Annotated in this window: 14 protein-coding genes and 1 riboswitch; of the genes, 7 read left to right on the top strand and 7 right to left on the bottom strand. The window is 68.5% G+C overall.

The window, feature by feature from the left end:
- Positions 1-940: 940 nt before the first annotated feature.
- Together AC5WS7_RS39675 and AC5WS7_RS39670 are read right to left on the bottom strand one after the other, a co-directional pair.
- Positions 941-2,005: an NAD(P)H-dependent amine dehydrogenase family protein gene (locus AC5WS7_RS39675; protein ID WP_495959805.1), complete on the bottom strand. Its 1,065-nt coding sequence runs from the start codon at positions 2,003-2,005 to the stop codon at positions 941-943.
- Between the two features lie 9 nt (positions 2,006-2,014).
- Positions 2,015-2,803: an SDR family oxidoreductase gene (locus tag AC5WS7_RS39670; protein ID WP_495959804.1), complete on the bottom strand. Its 789-nt coding sequence runs from the start codon at positions 2,801-2,803 to the stop codon at positions 2,015-2,017.
- 174 nt (positions 2,804-2,977) lie between these two features.
- Between AC5WS7_RS39670 and AC5WS7_RS39665 the strand changes: the two genes are divergently transcribed.
- The 4 genes from AC5WS7_RS39665 to AC5WS7_RS39650 all read left to right on the top strand — a co-directional run bounded on the left by AC5WS7_RS39665 (position 2,978) and on the right by AC5WS7_RS39650 (position 4,924).
- Positions 2,978-3,625: a TetR/AcrR family transcriptional regulator gene (locus AC5WS7_RS39665; RefSeq protein ID WP_495959803.1), complete on the top strand. Its 648-nt coding sequence runs from the start codon at positions 2,978-2,980 to the stop codon at positions 3,623-3,625.
- A gap of 9 nt (positions 3,626-3,634) precedes the next feature.
- Positions 3,635-4,009, top strand: a complete 375-nt coding sequence (locus AC5WS7_RS39660) for a glyoxalase superfamily protein (protein WP_495959802.1) — start codon at positions 3,635-3,637, stop codon at positions 4,007-4,009.
- 250 nt (positions 4,010-4,259) lie between these two features.
- Positions 4,260-4,697, top strand: a complete 438-nt coding sequence (locus AC5WS7_RS39655; protein WP_495959801.1) for a DUF2752 domain-containing protein — start codon at positions 4,260-4,262, stop codon at positions 4,695-4,697.
- Between the two features lie 38 nt (positions 4,698-4,735).
- On the top strand, positions 4,736-4,924 hold the full coding sequence (locus AC5WS7_RS39650; protein ID WP_495959800.1) for a hypothetical protein: 189 nt from the start codon (positions 4,736-4,738) through the stop codon (positions 4,922-4,924).
- 8 nt (positions 4,925-4,932) lie between these two features.
- Here AC5WS7_RS39650 and AC5WS7_RS39645 read toward each other — a convergent pair whose 3' ends face one another.
- On the bottom strand, positions 4,933-6,246 hold the full coding sequence (locus AC5WS7_RS39645) for an aminotransferase class V-fold PLP-dependent enzyme (protein ID WP_495959799.1): 1,314 nt from the start codon (positions 6,244-6,246) through the stop codon (positions 4,933-4,935).
- A 47-nt stretch (positions 6,247-6,293) separates the two neighbouring features.
- A riboswitch (SAM riboswitch) is annotated at positions 6,294-6,407 on the bottom strand.
- 90 nt (positions 6,408-6,497) lie between these two features.
- Between AC5WS7_RS39645 and AC5WS7_RS39640 the strand changes: the two genes are divergently transcribed.
- Positions 6,498-7,136: a LysE family translocator gene (locus AC5WS7_RS39640; RefSeq protein ID WP_495959798.1), complete on the top strand. Its 639-nt coding sequence runs from the start codon at positions 6,498-6,500 to the stop codon at positions 7,134-7,136.
- A 48-nt stretch (positions 7,137-7,184) separates the two neighbouring features.
- On the opposite strand, the gene AC5WS7_RS39635 is transcribed toward AC5WS7_RS39640, so the two are convergent.
- The 3 genes from AC5WS7_RS39635 to AC5WS7_RS39625 form a co-directional block, all read right to left on the bottom strand.
- Positions 7,185-7,748 (bottom strand): flavin reductase family protein, encoded by a 564-nt coding sequence (locus AC5WS7_RS39635; protein WP_495959813.1) that lies wholly within the window; start codon positions 7,746-7,748, stop codon positions 7,185-7,187.
- Between the two features lie 128 nt (positions 7,749-7,876).
- Positions 7,877-8,350 carry a YbaK/EbsC family protein gene (locus AC5WS7_RS39630; protein WP_495959797.1) on the bottom strand — a complete coding sequence of 158 codons (474 nt, stop codon included), beginning with the start codon at positions 8,348-8,350 and terminating at the stop codon, positions 7,877-7,879.
- Between the two features lie 40 nt (positions 8,351-8,390).
- Complete coding sequence (locus tag AC5WS7_RS39625) at positions 8,391-8,723, bottom strand: 2-oxo-4-hydroxy-4-carboxy-5-ureidoimidazoline decarboxylase (protein WP_495959796.1); 333 nt, start codon at positions 8,721-8,723, stop codon at positions 8,391-8,393.
- A gap of 174 nt (positions 8,724-8,897) precedes the next feature.
- On the opposite strand from AC5WS7_RS39625, the gene AC5WS7_RS39620 reads away from it, so the two are divergent.
- Together AC5WS7_RS39620 and AC5WS7_RS39615 are read left to right on the top strand one after the other, a co-directional pair.
- Complete coding sequence (locus AC5WS7_RS39620) at positions 8,898-9,719, top strand: crotonase/enoyl-CoA hydratase family protein (protein WP_495959795.1); 822 nt, start codon at positions 8,898-8,900, stop codon at positions 9,717-9,719.
- 35 nt (positions 9,720-9,754) lie between these two features.
- Entirely contained in the window at positions 9,755-12,703 is a 2,949-nt protein-coding gene (locus AC5WS7_RS39615) for an AfsR/SARP family transcriptional regulator (RefSeq protein WP_495959794.1), read from the top strand.
- Between the two features lie 286 nt (positions 12,704-12,989).
- On the opposite strand, the gene ppa is transcribed toward AC5WS7_RS39615, so the two are convergent.
- The gene (ppa, locus tag AC5WS7_RS39610) at positions 12,990-13,481 is read right to left on the bottom strand and encodes an inorganic diphosphatase (RefSeq protein ID WP_495959793.1); all 492 of its coding nucleotides are present in this window, start codon (positions 13,479-13,481) and stop codon (positions 12,990-12,992) included.
- Between the last annotated feature and the right edge of the window lie 96 nt (positions 13,482-13,577).

The following is a 13,577-nucleotide window of genomic DNA, read 5'->3' as shown; positions in this document are numbered from 1 at the left end:
CTGCAACCCGGGCGGGATTTCGATGCTCATCGATCAGCAGACCTCGTGCGCGCCAGATGAACTCAGCGCCCGATAGGCGCCGAACATCGTGCCGAGCGCAGCCCTGCGGGCGATGCGACAGCAAACCCGATTCGACGTGCTTCGGTGATCGAACACCCCCGCGCACGCGTCGAACTCGGTAAGTCGGTGGGGTCGAACCCTGCTCCCTCATCCACGATGCGTACTCCTGACCGGCCCGAATCCGAACATGGACTCCTGGTAAACGGTACCGCAATTCGGTAGGAATGCAGGGCATCCGAGTGCGTGAGCCGAACGGATGCTGGCGTGAGAGCCGAAAAACATTGTGGCTCAACGGTGCTGGTCGAAACGTCCGATTTGCCCGTGGGAGGCGCTGATTCGGGTGGCGCAGCCGCTGAACGGGGCAGGTCGATCGGCCGACCGGGCCGGCTTCGCTGCCGCAGTACCTGTGATGCCGGCTACAGCGAGGGGTGTCTGTGTGATGGCTGCGATTCGCCGGATGCCGCTTGTGAGGTTACGTGAGTATGAACTGGGTGTTGCGTTCACAGGCGGCGCATCGCGCCTCGGCGGGGCCGCGAATCGTTCTCCGCGGCGGGGATTCTCGGCGGCACCGGGCCCTAGCTGGGCATTTGGTCTATACCGACCGTATCGATAGCTGATCGATGACTCGAGCGGATGGTCCGGCCGGGGGGAGCCCTTCAGGGCGGGGCGACTCCGAGGTGTGCATACGAAATGTGCTGTCGCTCACATTTGCTGTAAAGCCCCATACACAACGCGGGCGGCTTCGAATCAGGGATGGTGCACGCACGGCCGCGCAGTTCGGGGTCAGCGCGCACTGTCTCGGATACACCCGGCGCCGGTGGATGAACGCAATGAGCCGCTGACAACCACCGGCGTCCGGATTCGGGTACGTCGAGAAGGACTAGGAAACCAACCCGCGACCGGTGGTCAGCGGGATATCGATGGCGGTGAGCAGGCCCGGCCGGGCCGCGACGACCGCGGGCACGGCACTCACCAAGCGGGCGGCCGTGCCGACCAGGCCCGCGCGGGCGTGGTCACCGTCGCTGTAGAGCTGCAGATCCAGTCGGTAATCGGGCTCGCCCTCGACTTCGACTCGGTAACAACCCTTTCCGGCCGGCTGCGGCCACTGCGGCGCGAGGCCGGGATGCAGCCTGGTGATGTGCTCGAGGACGAAAACCTCACGTCCCGAGCGGATTCCGCTGACCCGGAAGCGCAGGGCCGCGGCGGTTCCGGCCGCGACGGTCCGCCCGGCCACCTCGATCGGATCCGGCGCCGCGATCCGCTCGAAATCCTGTGTCACCTCGTCCAATTCCACATCCAGCGCGGCGGCGAGCTGACGCACCACACTGCCCCAGGCCAGAGTGAGCACCCCGGGCTGCAACAGCAGCGGCAGATCGTCCAGTGCACTGCCGAAACCCATGATCTCGAACAGCACCTTGGGATTGTCGTAGGTGGAGTAGTCCATGAGTTCCGAGCAGACGACGCGATCGATGCGTTCACTGCCGCTGGTCAGCAGTAGCGGCAGCCAGTCGTTGGCCCAGCCGGGATCTATTCCGTTGACCCACAGCGACGCCCCGCCCTCTTCGGCCGCCGCCACGATCGGATCTATGACTTCCGAAGGTAATGTGCCGTAAGGGAATTGCAGGAATACCGGACTGCTCGACACGACGTTGATCCCGGCCCGCAGGAATCTCTTCAGATCCTCGACCGCCTCCATCAGCCGGTCGTCGGCCATGGCGGTGTGCACGATGCAATCGGGCTCGAGCGCGAGCAGCGCCTCGGCGTCGGTGGTGGCCGTGATGCCGGTCGGGGTGTCGAGCCCGGCGAGTTCGGCGGCGTCCCTACCGTTCTTGGCCTCGCTCGACACCCAGACCCCGACCAGTTCCAGCTCGGGCCGGGCGATGATGGACCGCAGCGCCCAGTGTCCGACATTGCCCGTGCTCCACTGCACTACGCGATAGGTCATCGCAATTCCTCACAGATCCGGAAGGCCCAGTGCGAGATTCGGCGCCTCGATACCGCCGTCGACCTCGAGCACCTTGCCGGTGACGTAACCGCCCGCGCGAGAACTCAGATAGACGATCGCCGCGGCGATCTCCCACGGTTCGCCCAACCGGCCCAGCGGCGTGGCGTCCTCCATGGTCTTCTTGACCTCCGGCTGCTGGGCGACGACCTCCAGGGCGGAGGTGAGCACCGAGCCGACCGCGATGGCGTTGACCCGGATCCGGGGCGACAGGTCGGTCGCGGCGAGCCGAGTCCAGTGCGCCAGTGCGGCTTTCGCGGTTCCGTAGGCGAGGAACCCGCGGCCGGGGGAACGGCCCATCATCGAGCTGATATTGACCACCGAACCGCCGTCGCCGCGCAGCATGTGCGGGACCGCGGCCTGGGTGAGCACGTGTGCGGTGCTGACGTTGAAGCGGAATGCCTCCTCGAGGAATTCCGGCGTGGTGGTCATGAAGGTGTTCGGCATGGTGCCGCCGACATTGTTGACCACGATATCGATCCGGCCCAATTCCGCCGCGGCGGTTTCGGCCAGTGCGGTGACCGCCGTGAGGTCGGACAGATCGCAGGGGACGGTGATCGCCCTGCGGCCCAGGGCGTGGATCTTGCCCGCCACGTCGTCGAGCTGGCCGGCGGTGCGAGCCGCGATCGCGACATCGGCGCCGGCCTCGGCGAGGGCGAGCGCGGTCGCCGCGCCGATGCCGCGCCCGGCGCCGGTGACGACCGCGACGCGGCCGTCGAGCCGGAAGGTGTCCAGAATCATCGAGTTCTCCTCCTTCGTGGATCGCCGTGCGGCGTATCCGGCGTGGTGGGATGCCGCACCGGATATGCGGGGCGACACCGATAGTGTGGTTCCGGTCACAAAGTCTTTAAGGGAAGTTGCTTAATTGTCAAGCGATTGTTCCGTTCGTCCTGGTGAGTGGTTATTCTGCTGCCTGTGGTAGAGATAACAGCTCGCGAGCGGATCCTTCTCGCGGCAGAAAGGCTGATTGCCGAGCGTGGACAGCTGGTGCCGCTGCGCGATATCGCGGCCGCGGCCGGGCAGCGGAACAACTCCGCGGTGCAGTACCACTTCGGTTCCCGGGACGGGCTGATCGAGGCCGTCGTCGCACAGCGGATGGCCACCCTCGAGGTGCGCCGGCTGGAACTGCTCGCCGAACGCGCCGCCGCGGACGAGCCGGACGGGGTGCACGAACTGCTCGAGGTGCTGGTCGTGCCCATGTTCGAGCTCGGTTCGCGACACGGAATCGGTTATTACGCAAGGTTTCTGGAACAGATCCGCACCCACCCGGCGGTGACCGACGAGGCCAATCTGCACGGCACCCGCCGCACCTCGGTCCGGGTGATCATGCACCGCCTCGACCGCGGCCTCCCGGAACTGCCCGCCGCCCTGCGAATGCGCCGACTACGGGCCCTGCCCACGGTCCTGTTCTCCCTGCTGGCAGATCATGAACGCGCCGTCCAGGACGGTGTGGTCGCTGCCGACGACACCTCGGCCTGGACCGAACTCATCGACATCCTCGCAGGTGCGCTCACCGCGCCGGTCAGCGAACGAATCACCGCGCAGCACGGCCGGCGGTCATAGGATCGGCGCATGGCCGACTCGATCAGCTTCGCCGCCCCGATCGCCATCCTGCGCATCTACGACCTGGCCAAGGCGTACCAGTTCTATTGCGACTACCTGGGTTTCGCCGTCGACTGGGAACACCGCTTCGAACCCGGTCTGCCGGTCTATACACAGCTGTCCCGCTCCGGCGCGGTCGTCCATGTGAGTGAACATCACGGTGACGGCACTCCCGGCACGGTGCTGTGGATAACGGTCGACGACATCCACAGCTGGCACACCGAACTCGCCGCCAAGAAGTACGGATTCGCCCGGCCCGGCCCGCCGGAGGAGGGCCCGGGCGGCCTCGGATTCGCGGTAACCGACCCCTTCGGCAACACTCTGCGCTTCGCCCAGCAGTCCTGACGTTCGGTTGGATGCGGGGTTCGCGGTGAACGACCGCGCCACGACCCTGCGCCGCCGCGCCCGCCCGGCCTGCCGCAGCGTGACGCCGGTGGCGTCGAGCGCGCCGGCACGGGTTCGTACCGCGGCTCGGGGCGGGGCGGGCGTGGTGCCGGTCGCAGATGTGCCGGGGTGGGCGACCGCGGAGGGTGGGGATCGGCCGGTCCCGAGGAATCTGGCGGATGTGGATGAGGAGCGATTACCGTGAATGGTTGTGGATAACGCACGTGTGCTGCCGATCGCGGTTCCGTCCGGGTGGCAGGGGCTGGGGACGCCGGCGGTGATCGGGGGTGCGGCGGTGGCCGCGGCCGCGCTGGTGCATTTCTACGATCCGCATGTGACCGGGTCCTACGGGATCTGTCCGTTCTATGCCCTGACCGGGTGGTGGTGTCCGGGGTGCGGGGGCCTGCGCGGAATGCACGACCTGACCGAGGGGCATGTGCTGGACGCGGTGCACAGCAATGTGTTCCTGCTGCCGCTGGTCGTGGGTTTCTCGCTGTGGTGGTGTGAGTGGGTCGTGCGGCGTTGGCGCGGGGTGCCGGGCCGGTCGTGGGCGATGAGCCGGACGACCCTGTGCGTGATCCTCGTGCTGCTCACGGTGTTCACCGTCGTGCGCAATACGCCCTGGGGTAGCTGGCTCGCGCCGGTGTAGTCGTGGCGTCGACGTGCTGTCTTCGGCATGCTGGGGGGATGGCTGATTCTCTGAAGGCGCGCATCCGGGACAAGCTCACGCGCCAGCTGAACGAGGACGGCGTGCCCGACCCCGAGCACGACGACCCTCGGCAGATCGCGGTGGAGGCCGACCTCGAGGCGCTCGACGCGGTCGCCGAGGACGATCCGCTACTGGAAGTGCTGGCAGCTCGCTATCTCGTGCCCTGAACGGGCGTTCACACGGTGCAGGGTGCGGCGCCGGACGTTCCGGACAGACCCGGGCGGGTTTCCGGGCTCGGATTCCACTGACCGTCGGTGCAGGTGTAGTTCCAGTTCGGACCGTGTGCGGTGAGCGCGGCGACGGCCTCGATCAGGCGGTCCACGTCCGCGACCCGGGTGCCCAGGCCGACGCTCGCGCGGATCGCGCCGTCGACGCCGAGTCGGGCGAGCAGGGGGTGGGCGCAGAATCGGCCGTCGCGTACGCCGATGCCGTGCTCGGCGGACAGATACGCCGCGATCCGGCCCGGCGGGAAGCCATCGATGGTGAAGGCGAGGATGCCCACGCTGTCGGCGCTGTCCGACCAGATGCGCAGGAAGTTCACTCCCGCAACGGCTTTCAGGCCGTCACGCAGTCGCTCGGTGAGTGCGCGCTCGTGTTCGGCGGCGGCCCGCGCATCGATCGATCCGAGCGTGTCGCAGGCGGCGGCCACCGCGGCCGCGCCCAGCACGTTCGGGGATCCGGCCTCGTGACGTTGCGGCGCGGGGGCCCACTGGGCCTCGGTCGTGCTCACCTCGCGGACCGCCCCGCCCCCGGCCAGATACGGTCCGGCCGCGTCCAGCCAGTCGCGTCGGCCGGCCAGCACGCCCGCGCCGAACGGCGCGTAGAGCTTGTGGCCGGACAACGCCAGATAGTCGATCTCGATGTCGCACAGGTCGATTCGCCGGTGCGGAGCCAACTGCGCGGCATCCACGAGAATCCGGGCGCCGCACTGATGGGCGACCTCGGCCAGCCGCCGCAGCGGCAGCACCTCGCCGGTCACATTCGACGCCCCGGTAATCGCAAGCAGCGCAGCGGGTTTGGCGCACAGCTCGGCGACCAGGCGGCGGATGGTCTCCTCGATCGTGTCGGCGGCGGTCACCACTCGGCGGCCGTGCCGGGTCCAGGGCAGAAAGTTGGCGTGATGCTCGATATCCAGGACGACGGTTTCCCCGGGAACGCAGCTCGCCAGCAGATTCAGCGAATCGGTTGTGTTGCGGGTGAATACGACCACCTGGTCATCGGCGCAGTTCAGGAAGCGGGACACCGAGGTCCGGGCGTTCTCGTAGCAGTCGGTGCTGATCCGCGAGGCGTAACCCGCGCCCCGGTGCACGCTGGCGTAGTAGGGCAGCAGTTCGTTCACCCGGTCGCAGACCTGTGCCAGGGCCGGGGCGCTGGCCGCGTAGTCGAAATTGGCATATGTACGAGTTCCGCCCTGCACCAACGGAACTCGCAGATCGCATCCGGAAACACGGGCGATCGGAGCACAGGTCTGGTCGAGTACGGCAGTCATCACACGATCCCTTCGGGACAAAGGGGACCCCGGGAAAGATGCAGGGGAGCCCGCGCTTGCCGTACCCGGTCGGGCTACGGCCCGGTCGTCACCCGGAGCACCCCGCCGCGGAGGAGGGTTGCCGACCAGCGAGCCGGGGCTTGACGCTGGTACTCATGACCTGAATCGAGGTTGGCAGACACCGCCCGACCTTGTCAACCTTGGCGGAAAATCCGCTTGATCTCGCCTCCGAACCGGGCTTGTGTGATCCGGTGAGTATTTCGTTGCTGCTGGGCTTCCTCGGCCTGTGCGTTCTGCTGGCCCTCACGCCGGGGCCGGATACGTTCCTGGTGTTGCGCTACGCGATCGCCGGGCGTCGGCCCGCCGTGGCCGCCGCGCTGGGGTCGGCGCTGGGCGGCGTCGTATGGGCGGTGGTGGTGGCGGCCGGTGTCGCGGCGCTGCTGGAACAGTCGGCGACCGCCTATCGCGTGCTGAAGATCGCCGGTGGAATCTACTTGGTGTACTTGGGTTTTCGCACCGTGTACGACCGTCGCCGGGCTCGCGCCGCCGCATCGCGGGCCGACCCGGCCGCCGCGACGGTCCCGGCTCGTGCGGTATCGACCCGATCCGCGGCCCTGGCCGGGGTGTTGTCGTGCCTGTCGAATCCGAAGGTCGGCCTGTTCTACCTCGCGGTGCTCCCGCAGTTCCTGACCCATGTCACGTTCGGTGCGACGCTGACCCTCGGAGCGATCGAATCGTGCGTCGCGGCAACGGAAATGGTGATACTCGCGGTGGCGGCCGCGGGTGCGGTGCGGCTGTTGCGGCGTCCTCGGGTACGAGATCGCCTGGAGCAGATCAGCGCCGGGGTGCTCGCCGCGCTGGGAATCGGGACGATCGCCTCCGCGGCCTGAGCGCCGACTGTCGAAAATGTTGCCTCACAACGCTTTCCGCCGACGATCTCACCCCAGTCCGCGCGGGCGGTGATAGGAGCCGTTGTAGTACAGCAGCGGCGCGGCGATCGGTTCGTCATCGGTGGTGTCGTGCACCCGGGTGACGAGCCCGATGACCAGCGTGTGATCGCCGATCGGAATGAGCTGGTGGACGGTGGCGCGCACCCAGATCGGGGTGTCGTGCAGAACCGGCTCGCCGGTGTCCAGTGACGCCCACAGCGAATTGTCGGCGAACCGCTCCTCGGCGGCGCGCGAAAACCGTTGGGCCAGATGCAACTGATGATCGCCGAGGAAGTGCACGACCACCGACTCGGCCGCGAGCATCGCCTCGATACTCGACGAGGTCTCCGCGATGTTGAACGAGATCAGCGGCGGTTCGGCGGACAGCGAGGCGAACGAGGTCGCGGTGAAGCCCACCGGACGCCCGCCGTCATCGAGTGTGACAATGGTCACTCCGGCCGGATAATGTCGCATCGCGCCGCGGAATTGCGCCGCCGTGATCCCGCCGGCCTCGTCCCGAGGCTGCGCCGGTGCCGACGATCCGGACGATTCCGGGCGGTCGGCCTCGGACATCTCCGACTGCCGGGAATTGCTCATCACACCGCCTCGCAGCCGGGACGGATGCTTCTCACTGGCTCGCTCACACTTCCAACCTACGTCGCGCGGCGCGGCGAGTGGTCCGGTGTGTCCGACTCGGCGCCTCAGTCCACGTCGATCGCCAGGCCCGCGGTGATGCGCACCAGTTCGGCGAACGACGTCCGGAACACCGTATTGGGATGTCCACCCGCCGCCCACAATTCGCGATGCCGGGACAGCGCGTTGTCCACATATGTGGACAGATTCGCCGGATGTCCGACGGGTGCGACTCCGCCGACCGGCTGACCTGTGAATTTGCGCACCATCCGGGCGGGCGCCGGGGTCAGCGTGCCCTGCAGCCGCTCGCCGGTACGTGCGAGATCGACCTGGTGCGCGCCGGAAACGAGCAGGAGGACCGGCTCGTCGTCGAGCATGAACAGCAGCGATTTGGTGATGGCGCCCACGTCGACGCCGAGCGCCTGCGCGGCCTCGGCGGCGGTGTGGGTGGGTTGGGCCTGGGTGACGATGACGCCGTGATGACCACGAGCGATGAGCGTGTCCGATACCCGGGAAGCGACGGTGGGCAACGACCTGGACATGGCACCAGAGTAGAACCGAAACCGGAGTGCCGCCGGGAGTTCAGTATTCGGGGAATCCCGCTGCGGGACCGAGCATGCGGTCGATCCGCTCGCTGGTGATCCGGCGCAGCTCCGCGAGGGTCCGCTCGGAGAACGGCTCGGGCGCAAGCGGTTCGAAGGCGCGTTCGAGGTCCGCGGCGGACAGCGCGGACAGCTCGGCCTCGGCCGCGGTGATCAGCGCCGGATGATCCGCGTACGGGCGTAGATCGGCGAGCTTCTCCGCCCAGGTGACATTCGAGCAACATTCGAACAGCGCGTGCACGGCGCGCGCACGCGGGAGTTCGTTGAATCGGTCCAAACCGATGCCGGTGTGCATCACTGTGCGGGGCCTCACCTGTTCGCCTCAGCCGGCCCCCGGATTCGCCGGAACGAAGCCGGAGGAGGTCGTGGATTGTGATCTGCCCCATACTTCACCGTATCGAGCTGGGGAGATACTGTGCCCCACCATATTTAGCGCAGCTTTTACACACTTCGCCGGGGTTGCTCACACTGCCGCTACGCTGGGCGGATGACCGATTGGAAGGCTTTCACAGTCGAGCGCGCGGACAACGTCGCCACGGTTACGTTGACCGGCCCCGGCAAGGGCAATGCCATGGGCCCGGACTTCTGGCGTGAGCTGCCGCAGATCTTCGCCGAGCTCGACACCGACCCCGGGGTGCGCGCGGTCGTGGTGACCGGCGCGGGCAAGCACTTCTCCTATGGCCTGGATCTGCCCGCGATGGCCTCGACATTCGGTACGCTGCTGGCCGATCGCGCCCTGGCCGCGCCGCGCACCGACTTCCTGAACGAGGTCCGGCGCATGCAGGCCGCGGTCACCGCGGTCGCCGATTGCCGCAAGCCCGTCATCGCCGCGGTCAGCGGCTGGTGCATCGGCGGCGGCTTGGATCTGATCGCCGCGGTCGACATTCGGCTGGCCAGCGCCGAGGCGAAGTTCAGTCTGCGCGAGGCGAAGGTCGCCATCGTCGCGGACGTCGGCTCGCTGCAGCGGCTGCCCGGCGTCATCGGCGACGGGCATCTGCGCGAACTCGCGCTGACCGGCAAGGATATCGACGCCGCACGCGCGGAGAAGATCGGCTTGGTCAACGACGTCTACCCGGATCAGGAGGCGGTGCTGGAAGCGGCGCACGCGCTGGCCCGCGAGATCGCCGCGAATCCGCCGCTGGTCGTGCAGGGCATCAAGGATGTGCTCGACCGGCCGCGCGCCGGCCGGGTCGCCGATGGGTTGCGATACGTCTCGGCCTGGAATTCGGCCTTCCTGCCCTCGGAGGATCTGACCGAGGCCATGCAGGCGGTGTTCGAGAAGCGTCCGCCCGAGTTCAAGGGCCGATGAAGCGGGCGGGCTAGGCGCCGCGAGGAGAACATGTAGTGCTCACCTTCGCCGTGCTGGGTGAGGTCCGCGCGTGGCGCGGCGATCATCCGCTGGACCTGGGCCCCAAACAGCGCCGGGCCGTACTGGCCGCGCTGCTGCTGCGGTGCGGGCGCTCGGCGACGGTGCGGGATCTGGTGGCCGACGTCTGGGGTGAGCAGGCCACGGCCAGCGCGGTCGGCGCGCTGCGCAATCACGTGCTGCATCTGCGCAAGGCGCTCGAACCCGAGCGCGCGGCCGGTAGTCCGCCGACGGTGCTGGTCGGTTTCGACGGCGGTTACGCCCTGCGGTTGCCGCCCGGCGCGGTCGATACCGAACTGGCCGATCGGTACGCCGCCGAGGCCGAACGCGCCGCCGAGGCCGAACGGGCCCGCGAGCGCCTGCAGGCCGCGCTCGCGCTGTGGTCGGGCCCGCCGCTGGCGGGGGTTCCCGGCCCGCTGGCCGAACGGCTGCGCGCGCAGTTGTCCGAACGCCGGCTGAGTCTGCTCGAGCGTCGTCTGGAGACCGATCTGCGGCTGGGCCGCTTCGCCGCGGCGATCGGTGAGTTGCGCCCGTTGTCGTCGGAACATCCACTGCGCGAGAAGCTTCGGGAACTTCTGATGACCGCGCTGTATCACGCGGGCAGGCAGGCCGAGGCGCTCGAGGTGTTCGCCGACACCCGGCGCACCCTGATCGATTCGCTGGGCATCGAACCGGGTCCGCTGCTGACCGATCTGCACGAGCGCATCCTGCGCGCGGATCTCGCACCGGTTCGCGCACCCGTCGCGGTGGCCGAACCGGTGTCCCGGGTCGCGCAGTTGCCCGCCGATATCGCCGACTTCACCGGCCGGGCGGAGCAGGTGCGGCGGCTGACCGAACGGCTCAGCGACGTGACGGGCGCGGTGGCCGTGTGCGCGATCGCGGGGATGGGCGGGGTCGGTAAGAGCACGCTCGCGGTGCACGTCGCGCATCGGGTGCGCGAGCACTTCCCGGACGGTCAGCTGCACATCGATCTGCACGGCGCCGCGCAGCCGGGGGACATCCTGGGTGACTTCCTGCGCGCGCTGGGCGTGCCCGAGGGCAAGATCGCCGCGACGCCGCATCAGCGCGCCGCGCAGTTCCGCAGCCTGCTCGACGGCCGTCGGGTGCTGGTGCTGCTGGACAACGCACGCGACGCCGACCAGGTGGTTCCGCTGATTCCCGGTACCGCCGGGTCGGCGGTGCTGATCACCAGCCGCGCGGCGATGCCCGAACTGGCCGGTGCGTCGACCGTGCGGCTCGACGAGATGAGCGAGCCCGAGGCGCTGGCCCTGCTCGGCGCTGTCATCGGGCCCGAACGTGTTGCCGCCGAACCGGATTCTGCCGAAGCGGTGGTGCGCGCGTGCGGTCGGCTGCCGTTGGCGGTGCGGATCATCGGCGCGCGCCTGGCCACCCGGCCGCGCTGGAGTATCGCCTCGATCGCCGAGCGGCTCGCCGACGAACAGCAGCGGCTCGCGGTGCTGCGGACCGGGGATCTGGCGGTCGGTTCGGTGTTCCGGGTCGACTACGACCAGCTCGAGCCGGCGCAGGCCGAGGCGGTGCGGATGTTGTCGGTGCCGGAGGTGGAGGATCTGTCGCTGCCCGGCGCGGCCGCGGTGCTGGATATGGGCCGCGACGAGGCCGAGCTGCTGTGCGAGACGCTGGTCGATCTGAGCCTGCTCGACGCGCCCGCGCCCGGCCGGTACACCTATCACGATCTGCTGCGGTTGTTCGCCCGGGAACTGGTGGACCCCGCCGATGAACCCGACGCCTTGCGCAGGCTGCTCGAATTCTATCTGGCGACGATGAAAAATGTTGTGGCCGTGTGTAATCCAGGGACCCGGCTGCCCGAGCACCTGGTTCGTACCCGGGTGCGCGGGATTTCGTTCGGCGACGGTGTCGGTGCGCAGGCGTGGGTCAACGCCGAGCGGCCGAATCTGGTCCGGCTGTTCGGTCAGGTCGCGCGGCGCGGCGCGAGCCCGGACTCGCCCGGCGTCTGCGCGGAACTGGCGTTGTGCGCCGATCTGGCCTGGGCCATGGCGGAACTGATCGACGGCGGGCCCAACGCGCAGGAACTCGCCCGCGCCCTCGAGAAACTGCTCGATGCCGCGCTGCGGGCCGGGGATCGCAGGCTGGAATGCCGGGTGCGGGTCGCACTGGGCTCGGTGCTCACCTATTCGCTGGCCCGGATGCGCGTCGGGCGTGACCACGAGCGCATCGCCCTGTCCCTGGGTAACGACGATCCGGGCGACGCCCGGCTGACCGCCTTCGCCGCTCAGTTGCTGGCCGGATCGACCCGGCAGGGCCACGAATCGGCGGCCTCGCTGGCCCATGCCGAACGTGCGCGCCGGATCGCGCGCCGGGTCGGCGATCCGGCCATCGAATGCGCCGCGCTGGTGCACGCCGCCAAGACGTTGTCCGATGCCGGGCGCTATCGCGAATCCGCCGAACAAGCAAGGGCCGGATGGGAATTGGCCGATCAGATCGGCAACGTAGCGGTCGCCGGCATGGCCCTGCACGAATGGGGCGCGGCGCTGGCCTTCCAGGGCGAATTCGAGCAGGGTGCCGAAATGTGTACGCGGGCAGTGGAATCGGCCCGCAGGAGTGGATCGCAGCTGCGGGTGGGTTTCGCACTGGCCCGTCATGCGCAGGTATATCTGCTCGCGGGCGCGCCGGATCGGGCCGAATCGATCGCGGTCGAGGCGGTGGAGACCGTGACCCGCGCGGCCGGACCGCTGCATCGCGCCCGGATCATGCTGTTGCACGCGACGGTCCTGGGCGCGCTGGGGCGCGCTGCGGACGAACAGCGGGTGTTGCGCGCCACCGCGGAGATCGTGTCGGAACTCGAGGACACCCACCTGGTGCACGAGCGCGTGGACGCCGAACTCGAGGCGCCCGTCGTGGCGATTCTGCGCGCACGTCTGGCGGACACCGCACCGGCCACTCGATAGCCGGACACGCGGTTGTCACATCATTTTCCGATCATTTCCGGCTCATCGATGCGCTGACCTGTGAAAATCCTGTGTCCATCGAGATGCGGCCGCCGGGTGCCGCAGGTTAGCGTTCCAGGCAGCGGAATTCGGCCGAGAGCCCATGAATTCCGTTGCGGCCGTGTACCGAGGCCGACATCGTCGCACGGGGGGTCGGCGGTGACGGCCGAATCCTCGGCCTCCGCTCCGGCAGGTTTGCGGCGCCGCAAGCCGCGCCGCAAACCGCTGGAGCGGTTCGGATTCGGGCTCAGTGCCCGCCCTGCTCCTTCAGCCGCGCGAACGCCTCCTCGACCAGTTTCTCGGCCTTGGCCCGGTCGCCCCAGCCGTCGACCTTGACCCACTTGCCGGGCTCGAGGTCCTTGTAGTGCTCGAAGAAGTGCTCGATGGCCTTGCGGTCGAACTCCGGGATGTCCGAGACGTCCTGGATGTGGTTCCAGCGCTTGTCGCCGGCCGGAACCGCGACGACCTTCTCGTCGCCGCCCGCCTCGTCGCTCATCAGCAGCACGCCGACAGGCCGGGACTCGACCAGTACGCCCGGGAACACCGATTCGGGCAACAGCACCAGGCAGTCCAGCGGATCGCCGTCCGAGCCCAGGCTGTTCTCGACGTAGCCGTAGTCGGCCGGATAGACCATCGGTGTGTACAGGTACCGGTCCAGCCGCACCCGGCCGGTCTCGTGGTCGACCTCGTACTTGTTGCGCTGACCCTTGGGGATCTCGATGGTGACGTCGAACTCCACGTCATCTCCTTCGTCTGCTGCTCGTATTCGACTGGCCGCGACTCGTATCGCGGCCCCGGGTGGGGGCTCCGACTCGCCAGCTTGGTCGGCGGAACG

It is taken from the genome of Nocardia sp. PLKS1-43, assembly GCF_059510335.1.
The sequence above is the reverse complement of the archived record's forward strand: the minus strand, read 5'-3'. Positions and strand labels throughout refer to the sequence as shown.